17 protein-coding genes, 1 pseudogene and 1 riboswitch are annotated in these 18,687 nt (G+C 69.0%); of the genes and pseudogenes, 6 read left to right on the top strand and 12 right to left on the bottom strand.

Annotated elements, in window-relative coordinates:
- Nucleotides 1-43: 43 nt before the first annotated feature.
- From ribH to AC07TY_RS08020, 4 genes and pseudogenes are all read right to left on the bottom strand, one after another.
- Nucleotides 44-532 (bottom strand): 6,7-dimethyl-8-ribityllumazine synthase, encoded by a 489-nt coding sequence (gene ribH / locus AC07TY_RS08035; protein WP_494784949.1) that lies wholly within the window; start codon nucleotides 530-532, stop codon nucleotides 44-46.
- Nucleotides 533-567: 35 nt separating this feature from the next.
- Nucleotides 568-1,206: pseudogene (ribB, locus tag AC07TY_RS08030) on the bottom strand (3,4-dihydroxy-2-butanone-4-phosphate synthase); the annotation flags it as partial.
- A complete protein-coding gene (locus tag AC07TY_RS08025; RefSeq protein ID WP_494784948.1) occupies nucleotides 1,203-1,835 on the bottom strand; it encodes a riboflavin synthase in 633 nt (210 codons plus the stop codon). The pseudogene ribB and the gene AC07TY_RS08025, both read right to left, overlap by 4 nt.
- Nucleotides 1,836-1,944: 109 nt before the next feature.
- A riboswitch (FMN riboswitch) is annotated at nucleotides 1,945-2,094 on the bottom strand.
- 138 nt (nucleotides 2,095-2,232) lie between these two features.
- Nucleotides 2,233-2,898, bottom strand: coding sequence for a pentapeptide repeat-containing protein (locus tag AC07TY_RS08020; RefSeq protein ID WP_158614158.1), 666 nt, complete (start codon nucleotides 2,896-2,898; stop codon nucleotides 2,233-2,235).
- 22 nt (nucleotides 2,899-2,920) lie between these two features.
- Between AC07TY_RS08020 and AC07TY_RS08015 the strand changes: the two genes are divergently transcribed.
- Nucleotides 2,921-3,781 (top strand): aminotransferase class IV, encoded by an 861-nt coding sequence (locus AC07TY_RS08015; RefSeq protein ID WP_494784947.1) that lies wholly within the window; start codon nucleotides 2,921-2,923, stop codon nucleotides 3,779-3,781.
- A gap of 36 nt (nucleotides 3,782-3,817) precedes the next feature.
- Here AC07TY_RS08015 and AC07TY_RS08010 read toward each other — a convergent pair whose 3' ends face one another.
- From AC07TY_RS08010 to AC07TY_RS07985, 6 genes are all read right to left on the bottom strand, one after another.
- The gene (locus AC07TY_RS08010; protein ID WP_494784946.1) at nucleotides 3,818-5,173 is read right to left on the bottom strand and encodes an L-serine ammonia-lyase; all 1,356 of its coding nucleotides are present in this window, start codon (nucleotides 5,171-5,173) and stop codon (nucleotides 3,818-3,820) included.
- Between the two features lie 92 nt (nucleotides 5,174-5,265).
- The gene (locus tag AC07TY_RS08005; RefSeq protein ID WP_494784945.1) at nucleotides 5,266-6,174 is read right to left on the bottom strand and encodes a carbohydrate kinase family protein; all 909 of its coding nucleotides are present in this window, start codon (nucleotides 6,172-6,174) and stop codon (nucleotides 5,266-5,268) included.
- A 16-nt stretch (nucleotides 6,175-6,190) separates the two neighbouring features.
- Complete coding sequence (locus tag AC07TY_RS08000) at nucleotides 6,191-7,600, bottom strand: glycoside hydrolase family 32 protein (protein WP_494784944.1); 1,410 nt, start codon at nucleotides 7,598-7,600, stop codon at nucleotides 6,191-6,193.
- A 50-nt stretch (nucleotides 7,601-7,650) separates the two neighbouring features.
- The gene (locus AC07TY_RS07995) at nucleotides 7,651-8,553 is read right to left on the bottom strand and encodes a carbohydrate ABC transporter permease (protein ID WP_494784943.1); all 903 of its coding nucleotides are present in this window, start codon (nucleotides 8,551-8,553) and stop codon (nucleotides 7,651-7,653) included.
- On the bottom strand, nucleotides 8,550-9,458 hold the full coding sequence (locus tag AC07TY_RS07990; RefSeq protein WP_494784942.1) for a carbohydrate ABC transporter permease: 909 nt from the start codon (nucleotides 9,456-9,458) through the stop codon (nucleotides 8,550-8,552). The genes AC07TY_RS07995 and AC07TY_RS07990 overlap by 4 nt, the downstream gene beginning before the upstream one ends.
- Nucleotides 9,459-9,508: 50 nt before the next feature.
- Nucleotides 9,509-10,912 (bottom strand): ABC transporter substrate-binding protein, encoded by a 1,404-nt coding sequence (locus AC07TY_RS07985; protein ID WP_488624525.1) that lies wholly within the window; start codon nucleotides 10,910-10,912, stop codon nucleotides 9,509-9,511.
- 181 nt (nucleotides 10,913-11,093) lie between these two features.
- On the opposite strand from AC07TY_RS07985, the gene AC07TY_RS07980 reads away from it, so the two are divergent.
- Both AC07TY_RS07980 and AC07TY_RS07975 read left to right on the top strand, forming a co-directional pair.
- Nucleotides 11,094-12,095 (top strand): LacI family DNA-binding transcriptional regulator, encoded by a 1,002-nt coding sequence (locus AC07TY_RS07980; protein ID WP_488624526.1) that lies wholly within the window; start codon nucleotides 11,094-11,096, stop codon nucleotides 12,093-12,095.
- Nucleotides 12,092-13,570, top strand: a complete 1,479-nt coding sequence (locus tag AC07TY_RS07975) for a GH32 C-terminal domain-containing protein (RefSeq protein WP_494784941.1) — start codon at nucleotides 12,092-12,094, stop codon at nucleotides 13,568-13,570. The genes AC07TY_RS07980 and AC07TY_RS07975 overlap by 4 nt, the downstream gene beginning before the upstream one ends.
- 32 nt (nucleotides 13,571-13,602) lie before the next feature.
- Here the strand turns inward: AC07TY_RS07975 and AC07TY_RS07970 are convergent, their stop codons facing one another.
- A complete protein-coding gene (locus tag AC07TY_RS07970; protein WP_494784940.1) occupies nucleotides 13,603-14,088 on the bottom strand; it encodes a MarR family winged helix-turn-helix transcriptional regulator in 486 nt (161 codons plus the stop codon).
- A gap of 83 nt (nucleotides 14,089-14,171) precedes the next feature.
- Between AC07TY_RS07970 and AC07TY_RS07965 the strand changes: the two genes are divergently transcribed.
- Nucleotides 14,172-16,253: an MMPL family transporter gene (locus AC07TY_RS07965; protein WP_494784939.1), complete on the top strand. Its 2,082-nt coding sequence runs from the start codon at nucleotides 14,172-14,174 to the stop codon at nucleotides 16,251-16,253.
- Between the two features lie 128 nt (nucleotides 16,254-16,381).
- Here AC07TY_RS07965 and AC07TY_RS07960 read toward each other — a convergent pair whose 3' ends face one another.
- Entirely contained in the window at nucleotides 16,382-16,798 is a 417-nt protein-coding gene (locus AC07TY_RS07960) for a DNA glycosylase AlkZ-like family protein (protein ID WP_494784938.1), read from the bottom strand.
- A 139-nt stretch (nucleotides 16,799-16,937) separates the two neighbouring features.
- On the opposite strand from AC07TY_RS07960, the gene AC07TY_RS07955 reads away from it, so the two are divergent.
- Entirely contained in the window at nucleotides 16,938-17,075 is a 138-nt protein-coding gene (locus tag AC07TY_RS07955; RefSeq protein WP_488624531.1) for a hypothetical protein, read from the top strand.
- A gap of 92 nt (nucleotides 17,076-17,167) precedes the next feature.
- Nucleotides 17,168-18,613, top strand: coding sequence for a hypothetical protein (locus AC07TY_RS07950; protein WP_494784937.1), 1,446 nt, complete (start codon nucleotides 17,168-17,170; stop codon nucleotides 18,611-18,613).
- Nucleotides 18,614-18,687: the final 74 nt, after the last annotated feature.

Here is an 18,687-nt window from a genome sequence, read left to right as displayed (position 1 = left end):
CCCGTTCGCTGAGCGGCCGATTCGAGGGTCCGGCCCCGTCGAGCTACGAGACCAGGGCGGGCGCCGTGATCGCGCGCAGCGTGAGCACCGTCTCGACGGCGGCCGTCGCGGCCTCCGCGCCCTTGTCCTCCTTCGACTCCGGGTAGCCGGCTCGGTCGATGCCCTGCTGCTCGTCGTCCAGCGTCAGCAGGCCGAATCCGACCGGCTTGCCGGCGTCGATGGCGACGCGGGTGAGGCCCGAGGTGGCGGCGTCCGACACGTACTCGAAGTGCGGAGTGCCGCCCCGGATGATGACGCCGAGGGCGACGACCGCGTCGGCGCCGTTCTCGAGCGCGGCCTTCGCGACGACGGGGAGCTCGAAGCTGCCCGGCACGCGCACGACGGTGACGGTGGCGTTCATGGCCTCGAGGGCGCGAAGCGCACCGCTCAGCAGCCCCTCGGCGATCTTCGTGTGCCAGGTGCCCGAGACGACGGTGACGCGGACGCCGGTGCCGTCGATGTCGGTGGTGGTGGGTGCTCCTTCGCCGCTCATGCGGTCGCTCCTTCTGTAGCAGCGGCAGTCGCCGCGGTGGGGGTCTGGCGGGGTTCGCGGGCGTCGAGCCACTCGATGAGCCCGGCGATCGTGATGACGGGCACGCCCTGGGCGGCGCCGAACTCGTGGAGGGCCGGCAGGCGCATCATCTCGCCGTCGTCGGCGACGATCTCGCTGATGACCCCGACCGGGCGCAGCCCTGCGGCGATCATCAGGTCGACGGCGGCCTCGGTGTGCCCGTTGCGGGCGCGGACGCCGCCGGCGACGGCGCGGAGGGGCAGGATGTGCCCGGGGCGGTGCAGGTCGTCTCGCACGGACGCAGGATCCGCGAGCACTCGCAGCGTGTGGGCGCGGTCGTGGGCGCTGATCCCCGTCGTCACGCCCCTCGCCGAGTCGACGGACACCGTGTACGCGGTGCCCCGCTCGTCTTCGTTCCGCGCCACCATCGGCGGCAGGTCGAGCCGGTCGGCGATCTCGGCGCTCATCGGCGCGCACACGAACCCCGACGAGTAGCGGACCAGCCAGGCCAGCCACTCCTGCGAGGCGAGCTCGGCCGAGAGCACGATATCACCCTCGTTCTCGCGCGACTCGTCGTCGGCGACGATGATCGGCCGCCCCAGGCGCAGGTGCTCGAGCGCCGTGTCGATCGTGTCGAGCGTGGCGGCGGTGGTCACAGCGCGGCCGCCGTCTCGGACAGCTCGTCGAGCTTCAGCATGCGGCGGACATGGCGGGCCAGCACGTCGGTCTCGACGTTGACCCGGTCGCCGACGGCCTTGTGGCCGAGGGTGGTGGCGGCGAGGGTCTCGGGGATGAGGGAGACCTCGAACCACGCGTCCGGAGTTCCTGGGTCGCTGATCGCACTGACCGTGAGGCTGACGCCCTCGAGCGTGACGGACCCCTTGTCGACGAGGAGCGGCGACAGCTCGTCGCTCAGGCTGAAGCGGAGGCGGCGCCAGGCGTCGCCCGGCTCGAGCTCGACGAGGGTGGCGGTGCCGTCGACGTGACCCTGAACGATGTGGCCGCCGAGACGGTCGCCGACGCGGGCCGCCCGCTCGAGGTTGACCGACGAGCCGGCATCCAGATCGCCCGTGGTGCTCATGACGAGGGTCTGCTTCATGACGTCGGCGGTGAAGCTGTCGGCCGTCGACTCCACGACCGTGAGGCAGACTCCCGAGACGGCGATGGAGTCGCCGTGGTGGACTCCGTCGACGGCCAGGGGGCCGTGGACGGTCAGCCGGACGGAGTCGCCGTTGTCGTCGATGCGGACGACCCGGCCCAGCTCCTCGATGATTCCCGTGAACACGTGTTCTTCTCCGGTCTGCACTCCGCCTTCGGGGCGGGGTGGCTCTTGTCAGAGCTCCGGGGATGGGTCGGCCGACGGCCGCCGCCCGCGCGCAGGATGACGCGCACGGGCACGCGCTGCCTCCTATCCGGACTTTCACCGTCGGTACTGGAATCACACCAGTTCAGCCGCCTCGCCGTGCGATCGTCATGATCGCCGTGCGGTGCGGGTCGCGGACTATACCGCCGGTTCAGAATCTCACTGACCCCGGAGCGCGTTGCTTGTGATCCACAAGGTATCACCGCCATGTTTCGTTCGCCTTACGCGTTACGTCCGTCGACATTGCGCCGCCGCGGCGGATTCGCCAGAGCCCGGATCCCCGCGGCCGACACCGGCAATGCGCCCGCGGGACACGGGATCACCGAACCAGCACGCCGATTCTCGCTGCGAGGATCGGGGCGAGCAGCTGGAGCTGGAGGTCGTCGATGACGGCGCCGCCGAGGTCGTCGACCCCGTCGATCCGGTCGAAGGTCGCGCCGCGCAGGTCGACCGACGACAACCGGGCGCCGGTCACGTCGAGGGTGCCGATGCGGCAGTCGAGCAGGGCGACCCGCGTCGCAGAGACGCCGCCGAGATCGAGCTCGGTGATCGAGCAGTTCTCGATGACGACGTCGGTCAGCTTGGACGACCGCAGGTTGAGGTAGTCGATCTTGCCGCCTGAGATCCGCACCGACTCGAGCTCGGAGTCGAACAGCTCGGCAGACCCCCAGCGCGGACGGTCGAACCGCACGGCCCGCCAGTAGGTGCGTGACGCCTTCAGCTCGGGCGCGAACGACTCGACGAGCACCGACTCGGTGAAGCGGCTGCCGCGCAGCCGGGCGCCGGTCAGCGTCAGCTGCTCGAACACGCACTCGCTGAACCGCGAGCCCTCGAGGTCGTACTCGGTGAGGTCGCCGCCGGTGAACCGCTCGGCGTCGTGCGACTCGCGTGAGCCCAGCTCTTCGGCCGCGGAGTCGTCGAGACCCTGCGGATCGGGTTCGTCGAGACGCGGCGCCTCGAACTCGGTCTTCTTCTTGCTGGCCATGCCAGAAGGGTAGCGTCGGGGTATGACATCGCCAGTGCTGCTGATCATCGACCCCGCCGGAACCATCGCGACCGCCGACCCCGACGCCCCGCAGGTGTCGGTCCTCGACCTGGGCGTGACGCGCGGGGACGGCGCCTTCGAGAGCATCGGCGTCGTCGGCGGCCGAGCCCAGGCCCTCGAGCCGCACCTGACGCGCCTCGCGAGGTCGGCGGCGATGCTCGACCTCCCGGTGCCCGACCTCGACGTCTGGCGCGAGGCCGTGCTGCGGAGCATCGAGCTGGCCGACGACACCGCGCCCGAGCTGCTCGTCAAGCTCGTCTACACCCGCGGCATCGAGGGGTCGGCGTCAGCGGCGCCCACCGGCTGGGTGCACCTGTTCGAGGCGGGCGGCTTCGATGAGGAGCGCACGGCGGGGATCGCCGTCGTCACCCTCGACCGCGGCTACCGGAGCGACGTCCGCGACACCTCGCCGTGGCTGCTGCAGGGCGCGAAGACGCTCTCGTACGCCGTCAACAAGGCGGCGCTCCGCGAGGCCGCCCGCCGCGGGGCCGACGACGTGATCTTCGTGTCGACCGACGGCATCGTGCTCGAGGGGCCGAACTCGACGGTCATCGCACTCCTCGACGGCGTCTACGTGACCACGCCCGACTCGCTCGGCGTGCTCGAGGGCACCACGCAGGCGGCGTTCTTCGCCGACGTCGAGTCACGGGGCGGCTCGACCGCCTACCGCGCCATCACCGTCGACGAGCTCCACGCCGCGACCGCCCTGTGGCTTGCCTCGTCAGGCCGCCAGATCGCCCCGGTGGCCACCCTCGACGGCGAGCCGGTGGCGCAGGACCTGGCACTCACCGCCGCCGGGGTCGAGGCTCTCCTGGCCCGCTAGCCCCGTCCCTCTCCCCGCCCCGCCACTTCGAGCGGGTCAGCACTCGATGACGTTGACGGCGAGGCCGGCCGCCGAGGTCTCCTTGTAGTTCGCCGACATGTCGCGGCCGGTCTGGCGCATGGTCTCGACGACGGTGTCGAGGCTGACGAAGTGCGACCCGTCGCCGAGGAGGGCGAGCCGGGCGGCGGAGACCGCCGTTCCTGCCGCGATCGCATTGCGCTCGATGCAGGGCACCTGCACGAACCCGCCGACCGGGTCGCAGGTCAGGCCGAGGTGATGCTCCATGGCGATCTCGGCCGCGTTCTCGATCTGGCGCCACGAGCCGCCGAGCACCGCGGTCAGGCCGGCGGCGGCCATCGACGACGCCGACCCGACCTCGCCCTGGCAGCCGGCCTCGGCTCCTGAGATGGAGGCGTTGCGCTTGTAGAGCGAGCCGATCACGGCGGCGGTCAGGAGGTAGTCGCGCACGACGGCGGCGCGCTCGATGCCGAGGAAGCGGATCGCGTAAAGGCCTACGGCGGGGATGATCCCGGCGGCTCCGTTGGTGGGTGCCGTCACGACCCGGCCGCCGCCCGCGTTCTCCTCGTTGACGGCGAGCGCGAACGCCTGCAGCCAGCGAGCCGGGGCATCGGGGTCGGTCGCCGACACCTCGGACAGGCGCGCGGCCACGTCGGCGGCTCGCCGGGGCACCTTCATCCAGCCGGGGAGCACGCCGGTCGCGGTCAAGCCGGCGTCGATGCACGCCTCCATCGCCGCCCAGCGCGCTTCGAGCCCGGCGACCACGGCGTCGGCCCCGTGCAGGGCGACCTCGTTGCGCCAGGCGATGTCGGCGATCGGGGCGTCGTGCTCGTCGCAGAGCGCCAGCAGCTCGGAGGCCGTGTCGAATCCGAGAGGGGCCTCGCGGTCGGGAAGCGCCTGGTCGGGCTCGCCCTCCCTGACGACGAACCCGCCGCCGACCGAGTAGTAGACGTCGCGGCGCACCGTCTCGCCCGTCGTCGAGCGCACCTCGAACGAGAGCGCGTTGGGGTGCGCCGGCAGGCGCGTGAGGGGTGCGAGACGCACGCCGGCGAACCCCACCTCGCCGACGCCGTCGAGAGGCAGCGTGCCGGTGGTCCGCTCGGCCAGCCCGCGCACGGCCGCCGGGTCGCACGTCTCGGGATCGAGCCCCAGCAGCCCGCCGATCACCGCGTCTGGCGTGCCGTGGCCGATCCCGGTCGCCGCGAGCGATCCGTACAGCGTCACCTCCAGCGCCGCCACGGAGCCCGGGGCGCAGGAACCCGCCACCTCGCCGGCGAACCTCCGCCCCGCGCGCATCGGCCCCACCGTGTGCGACGAGGAGGGGCCGATGCCGACGGAGAACAGGTCGAGCGCCGAGACATACGTCGAAGACATGCTCCGAGGCTACCCTTGCCGCGCGGCAGGTTTTCGGGTGGGGCGGCGCGACGGCCCGACGGCTGAAGCGGAGACCTCGACGCATCGAGCCGTCACACGTGAATGTCACGCATGGCCTTGCGTAGGTCGCCGATGCTCGGGAGGTCGGCGCCACGCCGCCCGACCGTGATGGACGCCGCTGCGGCGCTCACAGTGCCGAGCCGCGTGAGATCCGTCTCGGTCAGAGACGACCACGGCACGGATCGGTCGGAGAGCTGCCAGATCAGCGCCGCCATGAACGTGTCTCCCGCCCCCACGGTGTCCACGACGGCGACCGAGCGCCCCGCGACCCGGGTTCGCGCGATGGACGTTGAGAGGACAGCTCCTTCCCCGCCGAGCGTCAGAGCCGCCAGCGATACTCCGAGTCGCAGGAGGTGGTCGAGAACACGATCGGTGTCGAAGCCGGGATAGAGCCACTCGGCGTCCTCATCCGAGAGTTTCAGCACCTGTGCGCCCTGAGCGAGTCGCTCGAACCAGCCCCGGGCGTCAGGGACCTCCTCGAGGAGATCTGAGCGAATATTCGGATCGAAGGACACGGTGCCGCCCGACGCCGTCGTCCTCCGGACCAGATCGAGGACTTTGCCGGCACCCGGCTGGAGGAACGCGCCGATCGAGCCGATGTGAAGCCATCTCGGAATCTGCTCCAGGCGCGGGAGGTCCCACTCGACATCGAAGCCGTAGCTCGGCTGGCCCCCGGAGGTCAGATGCACTGTCGCCGTCGAGGTCCGCCGAGCTCCGAAGGCGCCCGCCGAGAGTCGTACTCCCGATGCCTCCAGCAGATGCGCGATCCGGTGTCCTCGGTCGTCATCCCCCAGCCACGTCGCGAATTCGACGTCGGCGCCCAGGCGGCCCAGCCCGAGAGCGACGTTGGCAGGACTTCCCCCGGGTATCTCGCTACCTGCTCGCCCGGTCACGATATCGACGACCGCTTCCCCGGCGATCACGATCGCCGCCCCGTTCACTCCGTGTCCGATTCGGTCATCGTCTGGCCAGGACGTGGTCGGGATCGGCCACGGCGGCGCCCTCGCGCTCGCGCTCGCGCTCGCGCTCGCGCTCGAGGGAGAATGCACTCTCGAGATCCCACACCATCGCCTCGGCGGGCCCGTCGACAGTCCAGGGCGGAGCCGTCGTCGGATAGACGCGGGTCGTCAGAGATCTTCCGGCGCTCGTGAAGACCTCGACGATCGATCCGTCGATCAGGATCCGCACGGCGGGTCGAGCGGTCGAGGGGGCGAACGCATCCCTCGCGATGGCCGGCCTCGCGTCAGCCCGCGTGTCCGAGCTGGCGTGCCTCCGGTCGATCGAGATCGAGTCGGCTTCTGCATCGACGGCGATGAGGAGGTACTCGGTATCGGAGAAGCGCAGCCGGAGCACGCCCGTCTCGGCGACCGGGAGAACCACCTCGGCCTGAGCCCCGATAGTGGCATTGCGGCCGGACCGGGAGTCGCCGAGTCGGAGCGACCTCAGAGCCGGATGCGGCTCGGAGGCGAGCCGTCCGTCCTGCAACCAAGTCGTTCGCGGTGCCGATATCGCACCCGACCATCCTGCGGCCGCAGACCAGTCCATCGGGCGTCCTTCAGTGACCCACCCGAACAAGACCGGGCCCCATGAGCTCGTCCGCATGACGGATGCGGCGTAGAAATTGTGACCGTCATCGACCCTGTGCGGGATCTGCGACCCGTCGAGGGCGATGGCGAAGACGTCGCCCGGGCCGGCCGCGTGTGACCACGAGGCCACGATCGCAACCTCTGAGCCTCCCACCGAGAGGATCTGGGGGCACTCCCATCCCTCTCCGGTGTCGACGTCGTTGACGATGCCTCGGGGCATCGACGCGAGATCGCCGACGTACTCCCAGTCGACTCCGTCAGCGGACCGGTAGTGGCGGATCGATGCCGTCTGGTCGTCGGCGGCAGCGCCGACAGCCATCGACCAGGCGCCATCGTCGTACCACACGAAGGGATCCCGGAACATCGTGATCCCCTCGTCGGCGGCCGGGTCGGCGACGACCTGCCGGGGCGGCCCGTAGGTGGCGCCGTCGTCGAGGGACTCGGCCATCAGCACCGACTGGAAGGGATTGTGGTCGACCTTTCCGGAGTAGTAGGCCCTGACGGCTCCGCTGTGAAGCACAGTGTTGCCGGACCAGGCACCGCCCGAGTCCGCACCACCCGGAACAGGCACGATGGCTGGGCGGTGAAGGCGCCAGTGAACGAGATCGTCACTGGTCGCGTGGCCCCACTCGACGGGTATCTCGATGTCGACCCGGGGTCGAGACTGGAAGTACAGGTGCGCCTGGCCACCGATGTCGATCGGTCCGTTGGGGTCGTTGACGTACCCGCGCGGAAGGCGGACATGGAACCGCGGAAGGTGGTGATCGGCTGTGCGTGTCATTGACGGAGGTCCTTCCCTGCGCGCCGAAGTGGATCCGGCCGGAGTCTCGTTCATCGGGATGATCCTGCCGTCACGCCTTCGATGAAGTACCTCTGAGCGAGGATGAAGAGGAGAACGCTGGGGATCATGGTCAGGATCACGCCGGCGAGGACGACCGAGATCGAGCCGGTGCCGAGGTTGCCCTGAAGGGCCACGAGTCCCAGCGGGAGCGTGAAGGTGTTCTGCTGGTTGAGGAAGATCAGAGGGCGGTAGTACTCCGCCCAGAAGCCCGAGAAGTTCAGGATCGCCAGGGTCGCCACAGCGGGGCTCGCCATGCGGATGTAGATGTGCCGGAAGACGCCGAACTGGCTGGCACCGTCGATCCGAGCGGCTTCCCCGAGTTCCTTGGGCATCTGCATGAAGTACTGCCGCATCAGGAACGTGCCGAACGCGCTGCCGAGGGCCGGGATGATGAGAGACGCGATCGACCCGGTGAGGCCGATGTCTTTCAGGATCACGAAGACCGGAATGATGATCGTCTGGATCGGCACCATCATCGTCGCGAGGAAGATCCCGAAGATCGTGTTCTTCCCCGGGAACGAGATCATGGCGAAGGCGTACCCCGACAGGCTGCAGGTGACCGTCTGCCCGACGACGATGAGCAGGGTGACGACGACGCTGTTCAAGAAGAACTGTCCGATCGGCAGCTGGTGGAACACGGCGGCGTAGTTGCTGAAGTCCCAGTCCACCGGAAACCACTGCGGCGGATTGTTGAACGACGCGGCGGGCGTCCGAAGCGATGTCGTCAGGGTCCAGAGGAGCGGACCGAGGGCAAAGACGGCGGCGATGATCAGGATCGCCAGGCCGAGGGCGCTGCCGACCGTGACAAGGGGCTTCCTGCGTCGGACGACGCCGTCGACACGGGGCTTGTTGTCGTCGAGAGCGGGGACCGGGTGGAGGATTTCTGTCGTCATTGGTAGAACACCAGCTTTCGTGCGGCGATGAATTGAAGGCCCGTGATGATGCCGATGATGACCAGGAGCAGGATGGCGATGGCGGAGGCGAATCCGAACTGGAGGTTCTGGAACCCGGCTTGGTACATCGCGATGGTCGCGGTCGTGGTGGCCGTCCCGGGCCCGCCCTTCGTCATGATGAAGGGCTGGTCGAACAGCTGCATCGCATTGATCATCGCGATGACTGTCGCGAACAGGATCGTCGGGCTGATCAGCGGGATCTTGATCCTGAACAGCGTGCGCCACGGACCGGCCCCGTCGATGGCCGCGGCTTCCTGCACATCGACGGGCACGGACATGAGGGCTGCGACGAAGAGGACGAACGTGAAGCCCACCTGCTGCCACACGACGACGAGGACGATGGTGACCTTTGCCGAGAATGGATTGTTCAACCAGTGCACGCCCGAGAGGCCGAGCTCGCCGAGGTAGTAGTTGATGAGGCCGAACTTGGTGTCGAAGATATAGCCCATGAAGATCGACACGGCGGCCGTCGATGCCAGCAACGGCAGGTAGAACGACGTGCGGAAGAACACCCGCGTGGCGTTCCGGCGCCGGTTGTTGGCCAACACCGCCAGCAGCATCCCGAGAGAAATCTGCAGGATCACGATTGCCAGGGCGAGGGTGATCGTGACGCCGAACGATGCCAGCACCTGCCCATCGGTGAAGAGCCGCGTGTAGTTGTCCAGACCGACGAACTTCGGAGGCGTGAAGACGTCCCACGATGTGAAGGACAACCCGAGGGACGCGACGATCGGGGCAAGGGTGAAGACCGCCACGAAGATGACGGCGAGCCCGATCATGAGAAAGCCGAATGTGGCTTCGCGACGGCGTGCCCTCTTGGCACCCGGGCGTGCATGCGGGGTCACGCGGCGAGGGCCCGTGGCCGAGCCATCGCGGCGTTCGAGAGTGGCTGACATCAGGACGACTGCTTCGCTGCCTGCTCGAAATCGGCCTGCATGCCGTCGAGAGCCTTCTTGGCGTTGCCGGACGAGATGGCCTCCGTGGTGCGCTGATTCAGCGATGTCGCCAGAGCGTTGTAGTACGGCGGTGCCGAGATCGGAACCGAGTTGTCCAGTTGGTCGTAGAACGTAGACCAGTGCGCAGGTCCGGTGGAAGCGTACCGGGCGCTTGTCATGAGGGGCTTCTGGGCGGGGGTGGTCACATTGCCCGGCCACAGAGTGTCGAAAGTCGACGGCTGCACCATGAGCTTCACCACCTCGAAGGCGAGGTCCTTCTTCTTCGAGGAGTTGAAGATGCCGTAGCCGCCGGCACCGAAGAGCGACTTGTTGCTCTTCCAGGTCGGGAAGTTCACGACGTCGAAGCTGCCGTCCTTCATGCCCGCGTTGTGGAGGCCGCCGGCCCAGAATCCTCCGCCGATGGCCATGCCGATCCGGCCCGAGGCGAAAAGTCCCTGAAGGGTCGCACCGCCTCCGACATCGGGCGACGGCGAGTAGCCCGACTTCTGGAGGTCGATCATGTACTCGAGCGCCTCGACGGCAGCGTCGGAATTGGCTGTCGGCTGACCCCATTTCCATCCGCCGTTGCGACCGCTCACGCCGATGGCGTTGTTCTTGAAGGCGTCGCTCTTCCAGAGCCAGTCACCGCCGGAGTACTTGCCCTCCTCGAGCAGGTTGCCGTCGTTGGCGTACAGGAACGAGGTCCAGCTGCCCCACAGGCGCACGACCCAGTCGAAGGCGTTCGTGTTGCCGCCCATCTTGGCGATGCTGCCAGCCGAAGAATGGAAGTCGTCCATCGTCCAGTTGCTCTTGGGTGCATCCAGACCGGCTTTCTCGAAGACGCTCGTGGAGTAGAACATGCTGCCGGCGTTGAAGCTGTCGGGGAGCGTGTAGAGGTGGCCCTCGTACATCGTCGACTCGACGAGAACCGGGTGGACACCAGAGAAGTAGGTGTCGAGAGACGACAAGTCCTTCGTCACGTAGCTGTCGAGGGGGACCAGCAGGTCCTTGGAGGCGAGCAGCTGCTGACCCTCCGTTGCGACGCTGACGATGTCGGGGGCGTTGCCTGCGGCGATCTGCGTCAGAACCTTTGCGAGGAAGTCGTTCCAGTCGGTGCCGTTGATCGCCGTGACCTGGAAGCTCGCGTTCTTGTCCAGCGCCTTGATCTTCGGCTCGATCGCCTTCTGCAACGTCGTCGCAGCGCTCTGCTCGCCGAAGTAGAGCATGGTGACGGTTCCGCCGCCCCCGCCTCCGGTGTTCGTCGAGCAGGCGGCGAGGCTCGTCAGTCCTGCCAGGGCCAGCCCCGCCCCGCCTGCCTTGAAAAGGGTTCGACGATCGATGGGTGATTGAAATGCTGAGACCATTACCCGCTCCTCTCTGAGCGCTGTCCGGCCCACCTCGTGGTGAGCCAATACGTATTTGCTGGCACGACCCTACACAAGTGGCAGTGACTAGGCAATACGTATTTGTCTCTGCCATGATGAGACAGACAAGGAGGCCCAGATGGCAAGCCGTGAAGCACCCGAGCCGGCCAGGCGCGTGACAATGAAAGACGTCGCTCGGGCCGCCGGCGTATCCCAGCCCACGGTCTCGTTCGTCTTGAACGATCGGCGCGATGTGTCGGTGGCCGACGAGACCCGCGTGCGCGTCATCCAGGCCGCGAAAGATCTTGACTTCCAGCCCAACCGTGCCGCGCAGGCGTTGCGCTCGAATCGGTCTTACACGGTCGGCGTGATAGCCGACAGAGTCGTCTCCCAGCCCTACGCCGGTCGGATCATCACAGGAATCCAACGAGCAGTGCAGGACGCGGGCTACGTCTGCTTCGTCGTCGAGACCGAGCAGACGCCCGACGGGGGCAAGGCCGCGGTCGAGAACCTCGTGCGCCAGGGTGTCGCCGGCCTCATCTACGCAGCGCCCGGCCCCGAGATCGTCTATCCCATCGACGTCCCGGATGGAACCCGGGTCGTCTTCGTCAACTGCTTCCCCGAGACGGACACCACGGCCGCCGTCGTGCTCGCTGACGAGTACCGGGGAGGCCGCGACGCCGCCATGGCGGTGTTCGAGTCAGGCCATCGCGATGTGGTCTTCCTGGGCGGCCCCGAGGATGATTTCGCCTGCCGGGAACGCGTCCGCGGGCTCTTCGACGCCGCTGCGGAAGCGGGAGTTGATCCCTCCGGCATCCGCTTCGAGTACGGCAACTACCAGGTCGGATCCGGGTACGAGCTTGCCACGTCTGCCCTCGAGGAGGGCCATCCGAGCGTGTTCGTCTGCGGCAACGACCGCATGGCCGTGGGCGCCATGATGGCCGCACAGGCGCGCGGCCTCAGCTGCCCTCGAGACATCAGCATCGTCGGATTCGACGACCAGCCCGACCTCGCCGATCAGATGCATCCGTCGTTGACGACTGTCGCGCTGCCTCACGAGCGCATGGGCTTCGAGGCGGCGATGCTCCTGCTCGAAGGCAGGGCACCTGTGCGGCACATCGTGTCGTGCAGATTCATCCCCCGGCAATCCCTGTCAGCACCCCCTACAAGAGGATTCGAGTGAGCAATCGCCCATCGACGCATTTCCGTCCGCCGTCCGCGTGGGTCGGAGACGTCATTCCGTTCGCCGTCGGCGACACCGCATGGCTCTTCTACCTCCTCGACGAACGACCCTCCGAACCCCCGCTGGAGCGGCCGTTCGGCATGCCCTGGGCCGCAGTCACGACGACGGACTTCGTCGAATTCGTCGACCGGGGAGTCATCCTGCCCTCGGGCGGGCCCGATGCTGCCGACTTCGACTGCTATACCGGCAGTGTCGTACGCGACTCTGACGGTCTCTTCCACTTGTTCTACACGGGACACAACCCTCGCATCAGGGTGAGTCGAGACGGGACCGATGGAGATGCGCAGGTCGTCTGCCACGCCACCTCGCAGGGCGATCTCACGCAGTGGACGAAGCACCCCGACTGGGATCTGCCCGCAGGGCCCGAGTACGCACCTCAGGACTGGCGAGACCCGTTCGTCTTCCGCCCGTCCGAGGGCGGACCCTGGCAGATGCTGATGGCCGCTCGCCGTATCGACAAGCCGTTCCGCCGCTCGGGTGTCGTAGCCCGTCTCGAATCGGACGACCTCGTGACCTGGCGCGACGCCGGGACCGCATGGGAGCCCCACCGCTTCATCACACAGGAGTGTCCAGATGTCTTCCAGTGGGGCGACTGGTGGTACCTCGTGTACTCGGAGTTCACGGATTCGTTCTGCACCCGCTATCGCGTCTCGGCTACTCCGGACGGCCCCTGGCATGCCCCAGCGGATGACACCATCGACGGCCGAGCCTTCTACGCGGCCAAGACCGTGGAGCTCAGCGGAAACCGCTTCTTCGTCGGATGGATCGCCTCCAAGCAGGGCGAGCGAGATGACGGCGCGTGGCAGTGGGCGGGCACGATGTCCATCCTCCAGGCGCATCAGCGCTCCGACGGATCGTTGGCCTTCGACCTTCCCGACGCGGTGAAAGACGCCTACGGCGCGGACATCGATGTCACGGAGCAGTTCACTGCTGCGAATGGCGCAGATCCTCGAGTCGGAGCTGGCGCGCGTGATCGATTCTCCGCCTGGCTCGGCCCCGTCCTCGAGCCCGACAGCATCTTCGCCGTCGAGATCGACATCGCGCCTGGCTCTCAGTCATGCGGGGTCCTGCTGCGATCCTCCGACGACGGCGAAGAGGGCTACGCGCTTCGTCTCGAACCGCAGCGGAACAGGATGGTCCTGGATCGATGGCCGCGAGGACGAACCGGCGACGAGCAGTGGCAGGTGCTCGGCGACGTTCCCCACGCGGTCGAGCTCGAGAGATCAGTCGCACTCCCGGCAGGCACGCACCGACTGGAGGTCCACTTCGACCATGACATCTGCGTCGCCGTAATCGATGGCGGGGTCGCCCTGAGCACGCGTCTGTACGACCGGACCGACGGCCGAGTCGGATTGTTCGCACAGGATGGCGGCTTCACGGTGCGGAAGGCGGAGATCAGACACCGGGATCGCTGACCGGTGGCCGAGACGGTAGCCCGGCGCAGGAACTACCCCGCCGCCGCTCCCCCGCGCCCGTGCTCGCGCATCGCGTCGCCCATCTCGCCCAGGAACCGCGTCACCGCGTCGAGCTCGTCGGGCGAGTAGCCGGCCATGACGTCGTCGGTGAGGCGTCCGAGCGGGGCGAAGAAGCCGCGTGCCACGTCGCGGGCGGGCTCGGCGAAATGGACGCGCACGATCCGCCGATCCTGCTCATCGCGCGTTCTCACGACGTGCCCCGCCTTGGCGAGCCGGTCGATGATGCCGGTCGCCGCCCCGGAGGTCAGGTCGAGCGCCTCGGCGATGCCGCCGGGCGTGGCCGGCGAGCCGGCGTCCTGCTGGTGCATCACGTAGAGGAGTGCGTCGAGGTCGCTCGACGAGAGTCCGTGCTGTGTCGAGAACGCGGTGGCGACGTGACGCGACTCGGTCATGAGCACCTGCAGGCGCATGACGATCTCGGCGCGCCGACCGGAGTCGGGTCGTGTGCTCGGGTTCATCGGGAGAACCTCCTCGTTGCAGAATCTAGCGGAACGGAGTAGAACTCTTAGCATCTAGACTTCTCAGTGACTAAGACATCGATTTGCTGAAGGATCTCATCATTCGCCGTTTCTCCGCCGCCTTCCGCTCCCGCCGCAGCTCCTGGCTCGTCCTGGGGCTGACCGCCATCGCCGTCGCCCTGCTCTTCGCCTTCCTGCCGAAGCCGGCCTCCGACTCGTACCCGCCGTCGGGCCTGCCCTCCAGCGCCGAGTCGGCGAAGGTGTCGGCCCTGCTCGCGGCGTTCCCCTCCGCCGACACGACCGTCGGAATCGTGGTCTACGACCGCGGCGGCGACGATCTGACCGCTGCCGACCGCACCGCGATCGCCGAGCGCGCCACCGCCCTCGCGACGCTCTCGACCACGCCCGAGGCCGTCCGCCCGCAGTTCAGCGACGACGGCTCGGCAGCCCTGGTCGCGGTGCCCGTCTCGTCGTCCGACGACGTCGGCACGACCGCGGCCGACCTCCGCACCGCGGCCGCCAAGTCGCTCCCGTCCGGCCTGACGGCTCAGCTCACCGGCCCGGTGGGGTTCCAGGACGACGTCAGCAATTCGTTCGCCGGCGCCGACTTCCGGCTGCTTCTCGTGACGGTGCTGGTGGTCGCCGCCCTCCTGATCATCACCTACCGCAGCCCGGTGCTCTGGATCGTGCCGCTCGCCGTCGTCGGCACTGCCGACGGGCTCGCCGGCGTGGTCGTCAACGCCTTCGCCGAGCCGCTCGGCCTCACCGTCGACGCCTCGATCTCGGGCATCCTGTCGGTCCTCGTCTTCGGGGCGGGCACCAACTACGCCCTCCTGCTCGTCGCCCGGTACCGCGAGGAGCTCACGCGCACCCCCGACCGCTTCGCCGCCATGCGCACTGCCGTGACGAGCGCGGGGCCGGCCATCGCCGCCAGCGGCGGGACGGTGGCGCTCAGCCTCCTGACCCTGCTGCTCGCCACCCTGTCGACCAACCGCGCTCTCGGCTTCGCCTGCGCCGTCGGCGTGGTCGTCGCGATCCTGTTCGCCCTCATCGCCCTCCCCGCGGCCCTGGTGATCTGCGGACGTCGCCTGTTCTGGCCGTTCATCCCCCGCGTCGCCGACACGACTCCCGAGACGGGCGATACTCCGCGCGGATTCTGGGCCGGCCTCGGCACCCGCGTCTCGCATCGACCCGTCGTCGTCTCCGTCGTGGCCGTCGTCGGCCTCGGAGTCCTGGCGCTCGGACTGTCGGGATACGCCGTCGGCCTCTCGCAGACGGCGCAGCTGCTCGGCGACCCGGCCAGCGTGACAGCGCAGAAGGTCATCGACCGCTCGTTCTCGGCGGGCCTGACCAGCCGCACGACCGTCCTCGCTCCGACCTCGGTCGCCGATCACGCCACGGAGCTGGCGAAGGGCACGACCGGCGTCTCGAGCGCGACGGCGGGCGACGCCCACGCCGGACGCACCGAGATCAGCGTCTCGCTCACGGCCGAGCCCGAGAGCGACGCCGCGTTCCGCACCATCGAGCGGCTGCGCGACGGCTATGCCGACGGCGACGGCTCTCTGGCGCAGACTCTCGTCGGCGGGACCGACGCGACCGCCCTCGACACCCAGAACGCCGCGAACCACGACCAGGACCTCGTCATCCCGATCATCCTGGCCATCGTCTTCGTGGTGCTGCTCCTGCTCCTGCGGTCGCTCGTCGCCCCGATCCTCCTGATCGCGAGCGTCCTGGCCACGTTCTTCGCCAGCCTCGGCGCCTCGACGTTCCTGTTCACGCACGTCTTCGGCTTCGACGCGCTCGACTCGTCGGTGACGCTGTTCGCATTCCTCTTCCTGGTGGCGCTCGGCGTCGACTACAACATCTTCCTGACGACGCGGGCGCGCGAGGAGTCCGCCCTGCACGGCACCCGCCCCGGGATGATCCGCGCCCTCTCGTCGACCGGGGCCGTGATCACGAGCGCCGGCGTGCTGCTGGCCGCCGTCTTCGCCGTGCTCGGAGTGCTGCCGGTCGTCGCCCTGACCCAGGTCGGGATCATCGTCTGCATCGGCGTGCTGCTCGACACCCTCGTGGTGCGGACCGTGCTCGTGCCCGCGCTCGTCTTCGTCACCGGCAACGCGTTCTGGTGGCCGTCGCGGCCGCACCACGGGGCGCACATGCGCTGAGAGGCGGACGGACGCCGATCGACGTCAGGCGGCGCCGACTGACAGGTCGAGCTCTCGCCCGAGGTACCGGGCGTACTCGGCCGCCCGCCGCTCGACCCCGGCCACGACCCGGGCGAAGTGCTCCGGCCTCAGCGAGGCCGTGCGATCGGCGTACCCGAGCAGGAACTCGTCGAACGCCCCGAGCAGCCGCACGTCGCCGCGACGAACCGGCGACGCCGTGCCACCCGGGGGCTCGAGGTCGCCGCCGTCGACGGCCACGCCGCCGAGCGAGGCCGCGCGAGCAGCTCGGTGAGCCAGCGCAGGTCGTCGCGGGCGGCGAACATGAGGGTGCCGCGCATCGGCCAGGAGCGCACGACGGCGCCCGAGTCGAGGGCCGCATCGACGTCGGCGAGCGAACCGGTCGAGCGGAGCGCCAGGGCCCATTTGACCGCATGGAGATCCTGCGCCTGGAGGGCCAGCAAGCCCGACGCCGCCTCGGGGACGCGCGAGAATCCGCGCCCGGCGACACCCTGAGCGCGCAGGCGGCGTCGAGCGACCTCGGTCATGGCCACAGCTTGTCACTGGCCGCCGACCGGGCGCTCGGCCGTGAACCTGCCAATCCGCCTGCCCCGGGTCGGAACGCGCTGCAAGCGCCGTAGCCTCGGGGGCCACGGAACCGCACAGGTTCTGAACGGAGGCACCACCATGGCCGACAAATCCGCCCGCAAGGACACCGCGAAACCCGCCGCCCGCTCCCTCAAGGAGAAGCGCCTCGACAAGAAGGAGAAGGCGGCCAAGACCTCGTTCAACGAGGACGTCGTCTCGAAGGTCAAGAAGAGGTAGCGGCAACGGGGTACACCCCCGGGTGACAGATGTGGCGGGTGTGATTTAGGCTCACCCCGCAGAGTCACTGTTGCCAGGGGAAGGCGCACGCCATGATCACCGTCTCGTCCATTCGTTCTCGCGTCGGTGCCGTGGTGGTCGCCGCCGCCGCGGTCGGGGCGCTCGCCCTCGTGAGCGCCGCCCCGGCCAACGCGGCCGAGGCCGGCGCGTGGGGCACCTTCACCGTGGCCGGCTCCAGCAAGGCGTACACCGGCACGATGTCTCTCCCGGGCGGCTTCCCCGAGACGACCTTCACGAGCACGTCGAGCGCGGCCACGACCCCGAGCGGCGTGTCCACGTGGCAGGCGAACGCGACCCCGGTGGGCGAGGTCTACGGCACCAGCCGCGGCAAGCCCTACCTGAACCAGCGACCGAACGCGAACAACGCCGCGTCGCCCGCGGTCACCACCTACACGTTCGCGAGTCCGACCCCCGCCTCGGGCTGGTCGTTCGTCGTCGGGGACATCGATGCCGATGGCGCCACCATCACCGCGACCGATGTGAACGGCGACGCCGTCCCGGTCGACGCGCTCGGGTTCCAGGGCGCCTACAACTACTGCGACCGCGCGGGCGGGCCCTCGTGCGACACCTCCAAGGCCCACGACCTCCCGACCTGGGACCCGGCTACGGCCACGCTCACCGGAAACGCCACGGCCACCGACACCGAGGGCGCCTCGGGCTGGTTCAGCCCGTCCGTGCCCCTCGAGACCCTGACGATCACCTACCAGTGGCGCTCGGGCTTCCCCGTCTACCAGACCTGGTTCGCCACGAAGACGTTCGCTGCGTCCGGCGCCGTCCGCGTGAACGGTGCCGCGTACGGCGGCGCGAAGCTGACGATCCGCGACGCCTCCGGCACGGCGGTCGCGACGACCACGACGGCGGGCGACGGCACCTGGAGCGTGCCCGGCCTGGTCTCGACGAGCGGATACACGGTCTCCGTGGCCACTCCCCCGCAGGCAGCGGCCGCCGATCCGATCACGTTCGACACGCTCGACGCCGACACCCCCGGCCTGGACTTCGACTTCACGATCCCGCCGGTCGAGGTCACCGCCACCATCGTCACGCCCACCGGGGAGCCTGCGGCCGACACCCCGATCGTGATCACCCGCGACGGCGACGACGCGCCGACCGCCACCACGACGACCGACGCCGACGGCGGATTCACGGCCGAGCTGCTGCCCGGCCAGCCGTACACGATCGTCGTCGACGGGGCTGACGACCAGCCGATCGAGTTCACGACGCCCACGACATCGGGCGCCCTCGCGACACCGCTGGCCCAGCCCGCGGCGCCTGCCCCGCCGGCCCCGCCCGCGCCTCCGGTCTCAGGCTCTCCGGCCCCCTCGCCCACCCCGGTCATCGCGGGTGCCGCAGACGACCCGGCTGAACTGGCCATGACCGGCTCGGCCCCGGAGCTGCCGTTCGCCGCCGGGGGGCTGCTGCTCGCCGCGGGCGTCGCCCTCATGGTCGCCGCGAGGGTCCGAACGCGACGCCGCCCGTAGGCCGCGCGACGGAGATCCTCGCCGCCGGCCTCCCCCGACGCCGATCGGCCGGGGTCGGGTCGAGGATCTCCGTC

It is taken from the genome of Frondihabitans sp. GW821-FHT04F02 (assembly GCF_059420045.1).
The sequence above is the reverse complement of the archived record's forward strand: the minus strand, read 5'-3'. Positions and strand labels throughout refer to the sequence as shown.